Raw genomic sequence first — 16,283 nt, 5'->3', positions numbered from 1 at the left:
TGAGAAAGGGCTCACTACGCCTTTCTCTTCATCAGTTTCTCTTATCCTTCCTGTAAAGGATATAACTTCTACCTACATAATTCAACGGCACACTCCACACGTGAACGAGTCGCGTAAATGGCCACATTGCAAAAATAAGAAAACCCGTGAGGATGTGTAACTTGAATGCAATAGGAACGGATGCCATGAACTCGGCTTGAGGTTGTAAAATGAGCAAGGATCGGAACCAGATTGAAATCGTCGCACGGTAGTCGAATCCCGGTGTCGTAGTGTTCGTAATTAGTGAACTGTACACACCGATAAATACGATGAACAGCAAGAACGAATTCACAATCAAATCCGAAGCAGATGACAAATGGCGGACATTACTATTTGTAAACCGCCTACTTGTCAAAATGATCATACCTACGAGCGTTACGACTCCGAAAAATCCGCCGCCCCATACTGCTCCGAGGTGATACATATGATCACTGACGCCCATTGCACGCGTCCACTCCATTGGAATTCCTAGCCCCGCAACGTGACCCAGAATGACAGGGAATATCCCGATATGGAAGAGTAAACTCCCAATCATTAATTGCCTTTTTTCGATGAATTCACTGGACTTCGCCGTCCAGCCAAACTGATCGTGTCTATAGCGAAAGATATGTCCGACTATGAATACTGCAATACAGAGGTAGGGGAAAATCACCCATAGAAATTGACTAGTCATTGGCTGGAACCTCCCGGCGGATACATGCTTTGAATTCTTCTCTCATCCCTTTCACAAGCGAATGATACGGGCTTTCGTATTTTTCTAATGCTTTCATCAAATGATAAGAACCATCTTCTAGAACAGCTAACAACATGGAGAAACTTTGTTGCGCACGTGGATCTCCTTTCCATTCAGCGGCGTAGATGAATTCACACATGAGCGGCAACGAATCCGAAAGTTCACTATCCGGCATGACAAGACCGAACATCTCATACAACACTTTAAGACGTGCCAGTGTTTGACCACGCTCTCTGGAGTCGCCATATTTCACATAGGTCATGAACAACGTAGCATCCTTTTGAAAATCCAGCGTGTACGTGTACATTTCCTGGATTTCATCGAGACTGTACGTTTGCATCATATCCCAATACTCTTTGACCTCTTTATAGGAAGGATCAGAATGGCTCAGCGACCCTTCCAACACACTCGGATGAAACGTCATTTTGTCGGGATATGAAAATTGCTTCGCAAAGAATCCGAAGATCTGTTTCTTTTCGTAGAGAAGGTCTAAGTCAATCACGCCAGATCCCCCCATAGAAGTTCTCTTCGTAAATTTCCTTACCTGTCTTTACAGGAGCACCTGGTGATGCAGGTCCACATCCGTCACAACTCCCATTTGATCCCATTACAGAATAGCTATAGTTATCCGATTGTGCGGCTTCACCGTATGTCCCCATATCTGTGTATCCAGCTGAACCTTGTGATCGATAGATGTTCATCTGTCCTTCTTTGTGGGAAGTTGGAATCACGAATCGATCTTCGTATTTCGCAATAGCAAGGAGGCGGTACATCTTCTTTGTTGAAGATGCCGTCAATCCGACGCGTTCAAGTTTAGATTCATCAAAGTCTTTACCGGAGGATTGCGCACGCATGAATGACCGCATCATCGCCATTCGCTGCAAGGACCCTTTCACTGTTTCCGTGTCTCCGGCCGTCAGCATATTTGCTAAGTACTGAATCGGAATCCTCATCTCCTCAATTGCTGGGAAGATCATATCCGGATTCTGGATGGAGTCTTTCCCTTCAAAGTAGTTCATGATTGGGCTTAGTGGTGGCACGTACCAAACCATTGGCAATGTACGATATTCAGGGTGTAACGGAAATGCGAGCTTGTATTCAATCGCAAGTTTATACACCGGTGAATTTTGTGCTGCGGTGATCCAGTCTTCTGAAATTCCATCTTTTCGTGCTTGCTCCATTACTTCGGGATCATTCGGATCAAGGAACAGATCACATTGTGCTTTGTACAAATCTTTCGGATCTGGAGTTGCTGCAGCTTCGAGTACACGGTCTGCATCATACAACAGGACGCCTAGATAACGGATTCTTCCAGTACATGTCTCCGAGCATACAGTCGGCAATCCGGATTCGATTCTCGGGAAACAGAATGTACATTTCTCGGCTTTATTTGTCTTCCAGTTAAAGTACACTTTCTTGTACGGACAGCCCGTCATACAATAGCGCCATCCTCGGCACGCTTCTTGGTCAACGAGGACAATTCCGTCTTCATCCCGTTTGTACATCGCGCCTGACGGACACGATGCGACACAACTTGGGTTTAGACAATGCTCACATAATCTAGGTAAATACATCATGAACGCTTGCTCAAAGTTGAACTTGATTTCTTCTTCAATCTTTTGGATGTTCGGGTCAGTTGGTCCGGTAATGTGACCTCCTGCTAGTTGGTCTTCCCAGTTCGGACCCCACTCTAAATCCATATAGTCGCCTGTTACAACCGATTTTGCACGGGCAACAGGTGTATGCTTACTTTCCGGTGCAGTCGTCAGTTTTTCATAGTCATACGTCCACGGCTCGTAGTAGTCTTTCATCTCAGGCATATCCGGATTGTAGAAAATTTTCCCGAGGGCGATCTTGGACAGTTTGGAGCCCGACTTGAGCTCCAACTTCCCGTTTCGCAAGTTCCATCCACCTTTATAGATTTCCTGGTCTTCCCAGCGTTTCGGGTAGCCGATGCCAGGTTTCGTTTCCACGTTGTTGAACCACATGTATTCAGCACCTTCGCGGTTCGTCCATGTCGTTTTGCATGTCACACTGCACGTATGGCAGCCGATGCATTTGTCCAAGTTCATCACCATTGCGATTTGCGCTTTAATCTTCAAGCCAGTTGACCTCCTTCATTTTACGGACAGCTACGTATTCGTCACGCTGGTTTCCAATCGGTCCATAGTAGTTAAATCCATAACTGAGTTGTGCGTAACCGCCTACCATTTGAGTCGGCTTCATATGGATACGAGTTGGAGCATTGTGACTGCCTCCGCGTTCTTCCGTAATCTCTGAACCAGGAACTTGAATGTGTTTGTCTTGCGCGTGATACATGAACATTGTGCCTTTAGGAATCCGGTGACTGACCACAGCACGTGCTGTGACGATACCATTCCGGTTGTATACTTCAAGCCAAGCATTATCTTCAATATCATGTGCAATCGCATCTACATCGGAAATCCATACAGTCGGTCCTCCACGGAACAACGTCAACATGTGCTGGTTATCTTGGTACGTCGAGTGGATGTTCCACTTGCCATGTGGCGTCAAGTAACGCAAGACTAGTGAATCTTCTGTTCCCGCAACCGGACGATCATGCGGTCCTAGAACTAGTGGAGGTAACGTCGGTTTATATACCGGTAACGCTTCCCCAAAGTCTAAGAATAGTTCGTGATCCACGTAGAAATGCTGACGTCCCGTTAGTGTGCGGAACGGTACCATCCGTTCGATATTCGTTGTGAACGGAGAGTATCTGCGTCCAAGTTTGTTAGACCCACTAAAGACTGGTGTCGGAATGACCTCACGTGGCTGTGCTGTGATGCTCGCAAAAGTGAATCGTTCTGCTGCACGGTCTGCTGAAATGTCTTTCAGTTCTACACCTGTGTCTTGTTCCGCTGAAACAAAGGCTTTTTGAGAAACACGACCGTTTGTTGCGGATGAAAGAGTTAACATTGCTTCAGCCGCATGCTTCGCTGTATGCAGTTTCGGCAATCCATCTTTGATGGTGTCGTCTTCATAGACTCCATTAATAGCTTTCATCATTTCGTATTCTTCAGCTACTGAGAAGCTGACACCATGTGCTCCGACTTTCCCTGTCGATAGAAGTGGTCCCAGTGTGATGTATTTGTCAAAGACTTTCGTAAAGTCGCGCTCCACAATCGTCATGCCCGGCATAGTCTTCCCAGGTATCGCTTCTACTTCACCCTTCTTCCAATCTTTCACGTCCCCGTGTGGCTGAGCAATCTCCTGGACTGAGTCATGAGCAAGTGGAGAAGTGACGAGATCTTTGTACACGCCAGGTAAATGGGTTTTCGCCATTTCCGAGAACGTTTCTGCAATGGATCTATAAATATCCCAGTCTGAACGAGATTCCCAAAGTGGGTCAACCGCCGGATTAAATGGGTGAACGAATGGATGCATATCCGTTGAAGACAAATCTACTTTTTCATACCAAGTTGCTGCAGGAAGAACGATATCGGCATATAGTGGCGTTGTTGTCATACGGAAATCGAGTGCAACGAGCAAGTCCAGTTTCCCTTCGACTTCTTCCCGCCAGACGATTTCTTCAGGCTTCATACGTTCGTTCGGTTTCGCTAATAACCCATCAGAAGCTCCGAATAAATGCTTCATGAAGTATTCTTGACCTTTCGCTGAACTAGATACCAGATTTGAGCGCCACACGAATAGGCTTCTTGGGAAGTTTTCAGGTGCATCCGGATCTTCCACTGCAAAGCTCATATTCCCGGAAGTCAGTTGTTCCTTTACATACTCTACAATTTCAGGCGTTGTTGTTTTACCTTCTTTTGCCGCTTCTTCCGTTAGTTGTAGACTGTTGCGATTGAATTGTGGATAGGAAGGAAGCCATCCAAGTCGTGCGGCAAGTACGTTATAGTCTGCAGGGTGTTCATATCTAGCGCTCCCACCAAGCGGTGACATAAGTGATTGAGTGCCTGCTTCTTCATACTTCCATTGGTCTGTCGAGAAGTAGAAGAAGGACGTTGCGTTCTGTAACCTCGGCGGTGCTTGCCAATCTCGTGCAAAGGCGATTGTGCTCCACCCTTCAATCGGACGACATTTCTCTTGTCCGACATAGTGAGCCCAACCTCCGCCGTTCACGCCTTGTGAAGCAGTGAGTGTCACTAAATTTAAGATTGCGCGGTAAATCGTATCACTGTTAAACCAGTGATTAATCCCTGCCCCCATGATGATCATCGAGCGTCCGCCTGTATCAAGTGCGTTCTGTGCAAATTCTCGAGCAATTTGGATGACAAGCTCCGGTTTCACACTCGTAATTTTTTCTTGCCAAGCAGGTGTATAGATGGACGATTTGTCGAAGTAATCTTTCGCTTCCAATTCACTGCCGATCCGATTCACACCATATTGACTGAGCATGATGTCGTAAACAGTCGCCACGCGCCTTGTTGTGCCATCTGCCATCGTAAGTACCTTCGTCGGAAGCGGACGTGTGAAGACCCCGTTCGATAAATTATCGAAGAATGGGAATTGAATTTCTTTCCACTCTGCATCCTCATCCGCAATGGACAATGCAGGTTCAACACGTGTACCGTCTTCTTTGTCGAGGAGTAAGTTCCATTTAACGTCATCTTCCCAACGCTGCCCCATTGTCCCGTTTGGAACGATGATTTCATTGACGCTTTCATCCAAAATAACCGGTTTCCACTCAGCATGTTGGGATTGTTGACCGATATCACTCGCTCGTAAGAATCGACCTGCTTTATACGCCCCTTCGTGTTCATCCAAAAAGACGAGAAATGGCATATCTGTATATTGTTTTGCATAGTTCAAGAACATCGGCTCTTTGCGCTGTTCATAAAACTCATCAAGAATGACATGGGTCATCGCTTGAGCAACAGCTGCATCCGTTCCAGGGTTCGCTGCAATCCAATCATCCGCATGTGTAACGCTTTCTGCATAGTCTGGTGCAACCGATACGACCTTTGTTCCTTTGTAACGTACTTCCGTCATGAAGTGAGCATCCGGTGTACGTGTTAACGGAACGTTCGACCCCCACATGATGATGTAACCTGCGTTGAACCAGTCACTCGACTCAGGAACATCTGTCTGCTCACCCCAAATTTGTGGTGAAGATGGTGGAAGATCCGCATACCAATCGTAGAAACTGAGCATTTCCCCACCAATAAGGGAGATGAAGCGCGCACCCGATGCATAACTGACCATCGACATCGCAGGAATCGGTGTAAAGCCTGCAATTCTGTCAGGGCCGTACTTTTGAATCGTATAAATGAGTTGTGCGGAGATGAGCATTGTTGCATCACGCCAATGGATACGGACATGCCCCCCTTTTCCGCGAGCTTGTTTATAGTCTGTCGATCTCTCTGGATCTTCTACAATACTAGCCCATGCTTTGACAGGGTCTTTATGTTCTGTCAGTGCCTGTCCCCACATGCGCCACAACTTCCCTCTGATGTAAGGGTATTTAATACGAAGCGGGCTATATTCGTACCAAGAGAATGATGCTCCACGTGGACATCCGCGCGGTTCAAACTCCGGCATATCTGGGCCACAGGAAGGGTAGTCGATTTGCTGGTTTTCCCAAGTAATGATTCCGTTCTTGACGAACACTTTCCAGCTACATGATCCTGTACAGTTCACTCCATGTGTTGTACGGACTACTTTGTCATGCGACCAGCGTTGACGGTACATGTTTTCCCAATCACGGTTCTTTTCTTCTAGCGCAGACCAATTGCCTGAATACTTTTCAACCGGTTTGAAGTAATTCAAATTGAATTTCGTTTTCTTCATTGAATTTCATGCTCCCTTCCTAATGACCAACAGGACGTGCAGTGATGCTACATTCTAGAATTCCCCTATATATTTATCCTATAATGTATTCTGACTATTTCCTATTAGGGTTTTCCCTATTACTGAATTCAGTTCTTTTTTCTCATCTAGAATCTTGATATAAAGTATCAGTTTAGACAACTCTATTCTTGGGAATATAGCAACCGACCTTATTAGGAGAGTATTGACATAGTTAGTTTTATGTCCAGTTCTCCCCTAATTTCCATTGCTTATTCAAGCAATGTGTTGTGCCTTAATTTGAGTATATCGATGAATTCTCCAGATATATATGAGGGTAAGTCCTATTTCACATCAAGCTTTTTGACCATATTTCCGATGGACTTAGGGAAATGGAGGGGGGAGTAGGTTATCCCAGAAGAAACTCTCCTGTAAGAACGATTCACTACACGCCTTTAGCGTAATCAGTCAAATCGGCCAATTTCCATTTTAATTAATAAAGGTTTCTAACTTAAGGAGTAGTTTAACCATCAAAATCATCTCGTTTTACATTAGATTGTTGGGCTGATCACTACTTGACTTCAATTCGATTGTTTTGAGAGATTACTCGGAGTCATTCATGGCCTTTCTTTTTATCACCTTGTATTTGTTCCATAAAAAAAGCCAAGCGATCAGCAATATGCTGAACACTTGGCTTTTCCAGTATTTATAGATCGTCGAATCCGTTTAAATCACTCGTTTTCACGTATTGACGAGAAGTTTGTTCGAAGAAGTCTGTTTTTGTTCCATCGAAATTGTCCGTATAAGCACGGATCCACTTCATGGGATTGTCGATGAATTCAGGATAGATTTCACTGAGTCCGAGCATGCGAAGCATTTTGTTGGCACGGTATTTGACATAGCCGTCCATTTCATCCAAGTCGATGCCGTCAATATCAGCAAGCACGTAGCGGCTCCAAATCGTTTCCTGCTCTACAGAATGACGGAACTGGTCGTAGATCCATTCTGTAAATTCTTCTGTGTTGTACTCAGGATTCTCCGCAAGTGCTGCGCGGAAGATATCACTGATTGCTTTTCCGTGTTGTAACTCGTCACGGTTGATGTACGAAATCATCGTTGATGTACCCACCATTTTTTGGTGACGCGCCATGTTATAGAAGAATGCAAAACCACTGTAGAAAAACAGACCTTCTAGTAATGTCGTATAGACCATTGCTTTCAATACTGTTTCAATTGTCGGGTTCGTTGCAAATTCGTTGTAAATTTCAACGATGCGTTCGTTTCTCTTCATTAACACTTCGTCTGACCGTCCCATTTCAAACGATTCCACTTGCTTGTCATACGTTGTCACTGAAGACAATACATAGGCATAGCTATGGTTATGCTCGCTTTCCTGGTCGGCGATTGTTGCCATAATCGACTTAACAGATGGATCCGTCGCAAAGTCAGCAATCTTCATTGCGATAACAGTTTGCGGACCATCCAATGTTGCTAGTAAACCGATAATCTTCAAAAATGCATCCCGTTCCGCTTTTGAAAGATTCCCGAACTGCTTCACGTCTTGTGTCATATCTACTTCGTTTGCTGTCCAGAACAATGAACGGATTCTTTGACGCAATGTATAGAAATGTGGATGTGCTAAGTTGTTCCAGTTTAGGATACCACTCGCTTCCCCACCGAATATTGCTGTTGCTTTGTTTGGATTTGTTGGATTTAGTACGTTAACTCGTGTAAGTGTCTCCAATGGTCTAGCACTCCCTCTGCCCAGTTTGTCACGCGGATTTCTTGCGCGCCACGCGGGCTTTGTTCAATTTTCAGCGGCTCGAGCGCCGAGTTATAAAAACGGGCTAATTTCACGGCAGCTTTGCAAAACAGCTCATCGCCACCGAATTGTGTATCACCCGTTCCAAATACGTACACATGATCCGGCTTCACGCCGACATCCAGTACGAAATCTTTCACTTCATCAGGCGTTGAGCCTTGGTCCCATGTAAATGACCCGACGATCATCGCGTCAAAATCTCGATAATCCGGTACGGGACCAATGCCTATGCGATGCATCTGAACGGATGCACCGCCTGCCACTAATGCCTTTTCTATCAACTCCGCAGTTTCTGCAGTATTGCCGCTCCAAGAAGCATAGGCAATTAAGAATGACACCATTCGCACTCCTCGATTTCTGAAGCTGTTGAACGAGTATAATACGTTGTTTTCATTCCCGATTTCCAAGCTTGCAAGTGCAGGTTAAGCAGAACAGAAGCACGGATATTATTCGGTACATAGAAGTTAAATGAAATTGACTGGTCAATATGACGCTGGCGCGCAGCGTTTTGCTTAATCGACCAACGCTGATCGACAATATATGCAGAACGACGGTAAACATCATACGTATTGTGGTTCAAGTCCGGTGCAATGACCGGCAATTTATAGTCTTTCTTCTCTTCATGGTAGAACGGTTTGAACACAGGGTCGATTGATGCTGTAGAACCTGCGATGACGGATGTTGAACTGTTCGGTGCAACTGCCATCAGATAACCATTACGAATTCCTGTTTCCGCAACGTTTTTACGTAGCTCGTTCCATTCGTCTGAAACATATTCGCGTTTGTCGAAGTACGCACCTGTTTCCCAATCGGATCCTTCGAACAATGGATACGCTCCCTTTTCGCCAGCGATTTCCATAGAAGAACGAATCGTCAAGTACGCAATTTGTTCATACAGGCGATCTGCAAATTCAACCGCTTCGTCTGACTCCCACTGAATTCCTTCAAGTGCCAGAAGATGATGCCATCCGAATGTTCCAAGTCCAATTCCACGGTAGCGACTGTTTGTACGCTGCGCTTGGACAACCGGAATCTTATTCAAATCGATTACGTTATCGAGCATACGAACTTGAATTGGGATCAAGCGCTCTAATACACCTGCAGGAACTGCTTTACCTAAGTTGACGGACGACAAGTTACAAACTACGAAGTCGCCTGGTTTCGATCGAGTCACAACGATATCATCTTCCAATGTGACCGACTCAAATTCAGTGGCACTCATGTTTTGCATGATTTCTGAACATAAGTTACTTGAATACACGATACCTGCGTGCTTATTCGGGTTTGCACGGTTTACTTCATCACGATAGAACATATAAGGTGTGCCCGTTTCAAGCTGGCTGCGCATGATGCGTTTCATGATTTCGATTGCTGGGACGGAATCTCTTGAAATTTCAGGATGATTCACACACGCTTCATAGCGCTCTCGGAATGTCCCCGCACCCTTCGTTTCGTCGTAGGAGTCTTCTAGTGAATACCCCATTACCGTACGAACTTCGTGTGGGTCAAACAAGTGCCAATCTGCACGTGCATCTACAGCTTCCATGAATAGATCCGGCAAACATACGCCTGTGAAAATATCATGTGCGCGAAGACGCTCGTCACCGTTGTTCAATTTAAGATCCAGGAATGTGAAAATATCTTTATGCCAAACGTCCAGATAGACCGCTACTGCGCCCTGACGTTGTCCGAGCTGATCTACGCTAACTGCTGTATTGTTCAGTTGTTTGATCCAAGGAAGAACTCCGCTTGAAGCCCCTTTGAATCCACGAATGGACGACCCACGTGAGCGTACTTTCCCCATATAGACGCCGATACCGCCTCCGTATTTCGACAGGTTTGCGATATCCGTGTTGCTGTTGTAAATCCCAGTCAAGGAATCGTCTACTGTGTCAATGAAACAGCTAGAAAGCTGTCCGTGTGGTTTTCCTGCATTCGAAAGTGTCGGTGTAGCAACTGTCATGTACAAATTGCTCATCGCCCAATACGCTTCAGCGATTTTTCCAATGCGATCCTCTGTCTCGCGCTGCATAAGCGTCATCGCAATCACGAGCCAACGTTCTTGTGGCAACTCAACAGGAACCTTTGAGTAGTTGACAGCTGCGTAGCGGTCCATCAGTGTTTTCAAGCCGATGTATGTAAACAGCTTGTCCCGTTCAGGTTGAATAAGAGCTCCGATTGCTGTCAATTCGTCTGTTGTATAGTTTTTCGTCAAGTCTTCCGTATAAAGACCTTGTTTAACGAGAGACGCAACATGACCCGCAAAGTTTGAATAGACAGCTTTCCCGCGTAGTTGCTGCTGATCTGCATACAATTTTTGCAAGTATAGGCGTGCTGCAACGAACGTCCAGTAACTAGATGCTTCGTCAATCAGACTCAACGTTTCAAGAACCATTGCATTTGTCCACTCAGCGAGTGCTCCTCCTGGATGTTTTGCAAACCATTTGTCACTCGCTTCTGTAAGTGGAGCAATTCGTTCTGCACCAAATTCCTCCTGCAAAGTTTCAAGCACGCGTGTTGTATCATTCGTTTCACGGGTTAATGTCATATCGACCGTCTCCTTTCAATTTCTCTCATATTTTAGCAATTAAAAAAGAGCTGAGAAAACGCGATTCAAAGGCGTTTCCTGCGAAAGCCTTTATGACGGCATTTCGGCATCAGCACTATATATAGTGTTTATATTCAATATCTACCCTAACATCTTGTGTCCAAACAGTAAATAGGCAAAAAGTGACGTTAATTTTCTTTTGTCGCCTATAAGTGTTTTGCACCCGGGATTTTCTCTCGAAAGACTAGTTTATCACACATTGAGTTAGGACAGTTACTCGCACCGCTCCAAATTATTAGAAACAAAATCCTTGCTCTTTTCTTCCTATTCGGCATATCAGATAGATGCATTTTCATGCATGACAAATTTAAAACAGAGGAGAAATTTTGCAATCTCATCCTCTGTTTTAATTGTTAACTACCAACTATGCTTATTCTTGTTTCGCTAATTCAAACCGTTCGACAACATCTTGAAGTTCACTCGCAATGCGTGTCATTTGTTGCACAGAATCAGCAACACGTTCAAGTTCTTGTTGCTGGGCCACTGAAGAAGCACTCACCTGTTCTGCAGATGCCGCTGTCTCTTCTGAAACTGCAGATACACTTTGAATTGCAAGTACGGCCTGATTTTTATGTGAAATCATTTCCGATAAATTCGCTGAGAGCTCCGCGATTGATTTGTTCATTTCATCTGTTAGTTGTGCATTGAGTGCAAACGACTTTTCTGTACTCGCGACAGATTCACTCTGAGTCTTCATTGATTTCGTGTTTTGAGCAATCACGTCAACAGTAGCTTTCGACTGATCAAGAATTTCTTGTACGGTCTGTTGGATTGTTCCTGTTTCGCTGCTCGATTGCTCGGCAAGTTTACGTACTTCTTCAGCCACTACGGCAAAGCCTTTTCCATGCTCACCTGCACGTGCTGCTTCAATACTCGCGTTAAGTGCAAGCAAGTTCGTTTGAGCCGTAATATCCTGTATGGATGTAATCACTTGGTTAATGCCTGAAATTTTGTCAGTTAAGGCTGTCATTTGCTGTTCCACTTGTTCGTTCATATGGTTCGCTAACTCATTTTGTTCGCGTAACCGATCGACTTCTGCAAGTCCGTTTTGCGTAGACGCCACTGTTTGACGTGATAAGCCATCCATATTTTCAGATAGTATGGAAATCGCAGTAATCTGTTCTGCGAGGTCGCCCATGCGGTGGCTCGTCTCTTCCGTGTCTTCAGATTGCTTGGAAGCCCCTTGAGCAATCTCTTCGGTCGCAACAGAGACCTCTTGACTGGACGCAACGATTTCTTCAAAAGCATGGTTTACCTGTGCGGATGAATCCGTAAGTCGCGAAGAAGCCGACAATACTTCCACAAGCGCTTCATTTGTTTGACTAAGCATATGGTTGTATGAAGTGGCAACAGAGCCAATTTCGTCTTGTTTCAGCTTGCTCACATCTACTTGTTCCCTCAAATCTCCTGAAGCCGCCATTTCCATTGATTTTTGAACACGTGTCAGTGGGTGAATATGGCGGTATACAAAAAATGCTGTAACGAGGCCAATTAATACCACCATAACTGCAGTTGCAATTAACGTAAAGATCACAATACGTGCAAAAGGAGCAACGATTACTGTCCTTGGTAAAACTGTTTGGACGGACCATGTCTGATCAAACCCATTCAATGAAATCGGAGCAAAGACGTTGAATGCCTTTTCGTTATATGTTTTCGAATCCACATATAGTGAATCTGTTTTTCCTTCCGTTAATTTTTCTTTCACTGGCTGCCAATCGATGGCATCCTTCATATTCGAATTGTTCAGTTGCTCTTTCAAACTATTTTGGATAAGAACTCCATCGTCAGATATGACAGCAGCATATCCGCCTTCAGGTGCAATCTCTTTTGTTAACTCCGATAGAAAGTCTAGAGACATATTCGTACTAATAACACCTGAGAAATCACCATTTTTCGAAACTACTGGCACAGATAATGCAGTGAAACTCACATTTTTCCCGTTTACGTCATATGGTATCGGTTCTTGGAAATATGATTTCTTATCAGACTTTGGATTTAAATACCAGTCTCCTCCACCCGACTCCTCATAGCCAATTGCAGAGTTTATCTGAATTCCATCTTTGGTTTTCAACAAATAAGGAATGAATCTTCCTTCCGAGTCTATGAGTTTCTGGTTAGACTCTGATAACCCGTCGGTAGAAAGAACACCTTTTTCAAATACAGCACTCATACTAACTGCATTCGGATTTCCTTCTAAATTCGCTTGAAGAACTGACAAAACATCAGATGCATCTAATTTCGAATTCGAATTCATCGTTTCCAATACTCTTTTAGTCGTACTTAACGATTCATCAGTTTGCTTAAATTGTTCACTTAACTTCAGTGCAACTCGTTCTGTTTCCGTTGTTGCAATTTCCTCAGCATCATTTACGGTTATGCTATGTGTATAAATCAAAGTTCCTAATGCATAAAGCGCAAATAACAGGAAAAACACCCCTATTATGAGTGTGGAGAGTTTAAAGACGATACTTTTAGACTTCTTCATTACATACACCCCTTCTATACTTTAACATTTAAGTAGTATACCTGAAGATATAGAAGAGGTGTGCGTTTTAGACTAAAAGACACAAAAAAGTCACTGGACTATTGAACCATCCAGTGACTCTTTTTGTCTAATCATAAATTAAAGTTACTTCGGCTGCTCTTCGCCCCAGCATTCAGTTCCCTTTAAACCTGGAATCGATTTTGCTTGGAACTTAGGATTCAACCCTTTTCGACGCTGAATAGTAAAGTCATCCAATACTTTGAAAGCAATTCGACTCAAGATTGCAATAACAATGAGGTTCAATACAGCCATCAGACCCATGAAGACATCAGCAAGATCCCATACAGTCTGTACTTTCGCCATTGCTCCGAACATGACCATACCCAATACAGCGAGACGATACACCGTCATCCAAACCTTATTCGCATTGATGAATTCAATATTTGTTTCCCCATAATAGTAGTTTCCAATTATTGAACTGAATGCAAAGAACAAAATTGCAATTGCTACGAAATAAGGTGCCCAAGAACCCACGTGCTCCGCCATAGAAGCTTGAGTCAACAAGATTCCATCTGCCTCGCCTTTATCATAAAGACCAGCAAGTAGAATAATGAATGCTGTCGCTGAACAAATAATAATCGTGTCAAAGAACACTCCAAGGCTTTGAACGAGCCCCTGTTTTGCAGGGTGCGTCACACTTGCCGTCGCGGCAGCATTCGGAACACTCCCCATACCTGCTTCGTTTGAGAACAACCCACGACGAACACCTTGCATGATCGCAGCTCCGACACCTCCACCTACCATTTCCTTGATGCCGAATGCATGCTCAACAATCAAAGTAATCATTGCAGGAATTTCAGTAATATTCACAATGACAATATACAAAGCTACAATAATATATAATGTGGCCATTATAGGCACAATCGCTTGAGTTACTTTTACAATCCTTTTGACACCGCCAAATATGATGATTGCTGTTAACATAACAAGAACAATTCCTACAGCCCAATCCGGAACGCTAAACACATCCGAGAACGACTGACTAATTGTATTTGACTGAACTGCGTTAAATATAAAACCAAAACATAGTGTCAGTAATATAGCAAAAACAATTCCTAATCCTCTTAACCCCAACGCCTTTTGCATATAGTACGCTGGACCACCTCGGAACGTATCACCATCTCGCACTTTATAAACTTGTGCCAACGTACTCTCAATGAAAGCGGTTGCCATTCCAATAATCGCAATAATCCACATCCAAAATACCGCACCCGGACCACCAATTCCAATGGCGAGAGCGACACCAGTCACATTTCCTGTCCCTACGCGAGAGGCTGCACTGATTGTAAACGCTTGGAATGCCGAAACGCCGTCTTCGCTATCTTTCTTTTCAGTGATCAAACGGAACATTTCACCGAAGAGACGAAATTGAACAAACTTCGTTCCGATGGTGAAGTATAATCCGAGCACTAGCAACAAGCCAATAAGTACGTACGACCATAAATAATTATTAAACGAGCCTGTTATCCAGTTTAAAAAGTCTGTAATCATCAAACCACACCTCCACTTTTGTATTCTATTAAACTTCGATCCAACTTGTTTCTTCTATTACCCTCTTTTTTTAACGGATAGACAAGAAAAAAATGCCGATGGTTTAGTAAACCACCGACACTGCATGAATTGCAATAGAAATTTATATACGCAGAATAATTTTAAAGCACATATTGATCGATCTTTAAGACAAGCTCTGCAATTTCAGGTTTGCTGATTTGTACGTCTGCACCTACGCTTGTTCCTTTGTGCTTTAATTCATCTGTGATTAAAGAAGAGAAGATGATCACCGGTAGTTTCGCAAGACCTTGATGTTCCCGGATCCTTCTAGTGAAATGATGCCCATCCATTTGTGGCATTTCAATATCTGTAATGACGAGTTGAATTGCATCAGTCACATCACCAGTCTCTGCAACCTTTTCCAAATAGGTGAGTGCTTCTTTCCCGTTTTCGAAGAACTCTACCCGCTCATAACCCGCTTCTGATAACGTCGTCTGTAACAACTTCCGTAAAAGTGGAGAATCCTCAGCAACGAGTAAACGCTTATCAGACCGTTCCCGCTTCCCTAGCTTCTTGATTTGCTCTAGGCGAATTCCTGTTTCAGGACTAATTTCCATGACGATTTTTTCAAAATCCAGCAACAACATCATGTCGCCGCCAAGCTTGATGACTCCAATGACTGGAGAGGTTTCTGCCGAGTACGCACCAGACGGCTTCTCAATTGCATCCCATGAAATCCGGTGAATCATTGTCACATTGTGGACGTGGAATACGACTTGTTGTTTATTGAAAGATGAAACGATGTACTTATCATTTTGTGGGTTCGAAGACGGTCCCATTCCTAATACACGTTCCATACTAATGACGGGCAAGATTTCACCGCGCAATTGAATGATTCCCTCTACTGCAGGGTCCGCGTGAGGGATGGGTGTAATCGGCATCGGCACGATAATCTCTTTCACTTTAATGACATTAATACCATATCGGCTTCCAGCCACTTCGAATTCCACGATTTCCAGTTCGTTTGTACCACTCTCTAATAGTATTCCGCTTTCATAAGCCATTGCAATCATTCCTTTTCATGTAGTCGCAATTTTTATCGTTCATCTCATGCCCCGCCGTTCTGTGCGAAGCGGCTCTACTAGTCTATTTCGGCATAATGTATCCAATCATTGAGGTCTCTTCCCTCTTTTTCTCAAATTATAAGAATCTGTTGGCAGAACTGTGTCTGCGAGATGATTAAATGTGTTCATAATGGGGCTATTATAAAAAACGT

The 16,283-nt window shown here is 44.0% G+C and carries 10 protein-coding genes; all 10 read right to left on the bottom strand.

From position 1 onward, the window contains the following. Positions 1–31 precede the first annotated feature (31 nt). Positions 32–712 carry a respiratory nitrate reductase subunit gamma gene (gene narI / locus N693_RS0102410; RefSeq protein WP_025783190.1) on the bottom strand — a complete coding sequence of 227 codons (681 nt, stop codon included), beginning with the start codon at positions 710–712 and terminating at the stop codon, positions 32–34. Next, positions 705–1,274 carry a nitrate reductase molybdenum cofactor assembly chaperone gene (narJ, locus tag N693_RS0102405; protein ID WP_025783189.1) on the bottom strand — a complete coding sequence of 190 codons (570 nt, stop codon included), beginning with the start codon at positions 1,272–1,274 and terminating at the stop codon, positions 705–707. Before narJ ends, narI begins: the two co-directional genes overlap by 8 nt. Continuing rightward, complete coding sequence (gene narH, locus N693_RS0102400; protein ID WP_025783188.1) at positions 1,267–2,874, bottom strand: nitrate reductase subunit beta; 1,608 nt, start codon at positions 2,872–2,874, stop codon at positions 1,267–1,269. Before narH ends, narJ begins: the two co-directional genes overlap by 8 nt. Continuing rightward, entirely contained in the window at positions 2,864–6,541 is a 3,678-nt protein-coding gene (locus N693_RS0102395; protein ID WP_025783187.1) for a nitrate reductase subunit alpha, read from the bottom strand. Before N693_RS0102395 ends, narH begins: the two co-directional genes overlap by 11 nt. 703 nt (positions 6,542–7,244) lie before the next feature. Next, a complete protein-coding gene (locus N693_RS0102390; protein ID WP_025783186.1) occupies positions 7,245–8,282 on the bottom strand; it encodes a ribonucleotide-diphosphate reductase subunit beta in 1,038 nt (345 codons plus the stop codon). Further along, positions 8,252–8,701, bottom strand: a complete 450-nt coding sequence (locus N693_RS0102385) for a flavodoxin (protein WP_037592595.1) — start codon at positions 8,699–8,701, stop codon at positions 8,252–8,254. The genes N693_RS0102390 and N693_RS0102385 overlap by 31 nt, the downstream gene beginning before the upstream one ends. Next, entirely contained in the window at positions 8,686–10,908 is a 2,223-nt protein-coding gene (locus N693_RS0102380) for a ribonucleoside-diphosphate reductase subunit alpha (protein ID WP_025783184.1), read from the bottom strand. The genes N693_RS0102385 and N693_RS0102380 overlap by 16 nt, the downstream gene beginning before the upstream one ends. A gap of 430 nt (positions 10,909–11,338) precedes the next feature. Then, entirely contained in the window at positions 11,339–13,456 is a 2,118-nt protein-coding gene (locus N693_RS0102375) for a methyl-accepting chemotaxis protein (RefSeq protein WP_025783183.1), read from the bottom strand. 144 nt (positions 13,457–13,600) lie between these two features. Continuing rightward, on the bottom strand, positions 13,601–15,007 hold the full coding sequence (locus N693_RS0102370; protein WP_037592592.1) for a sodium:alanine symporter family protein: 1,407 nt from the start codon (positions 15,005–15,007) through the stop codon (positions 13,601–13,603). 161 nt (positions 15,008–15,168) lie between these two features. Beyond that, a complete protein-coding gene (locus N693_RS0102365; RefSeq protein ID WP_025783181.1) occupies positions 15,169–16,071 on the bottom strand; it encodes a chemotaxis protein in 903 nt (300 codons plus the stop codon). Positions 16,072–16,283: the final 212 nt, after the last annotated feature.

It is taken from the genome of Sporosarcina sp. D27, from assembly GCF_000586555.1.
Classification (GTDB): Bacteria; Bacillota; Bacilli; order Bacillales_A; family Planococcaceae; genus Sporosarcina.
This window is presented reverse-complemented; position numbering and strand designations above follow the sequence as displayed.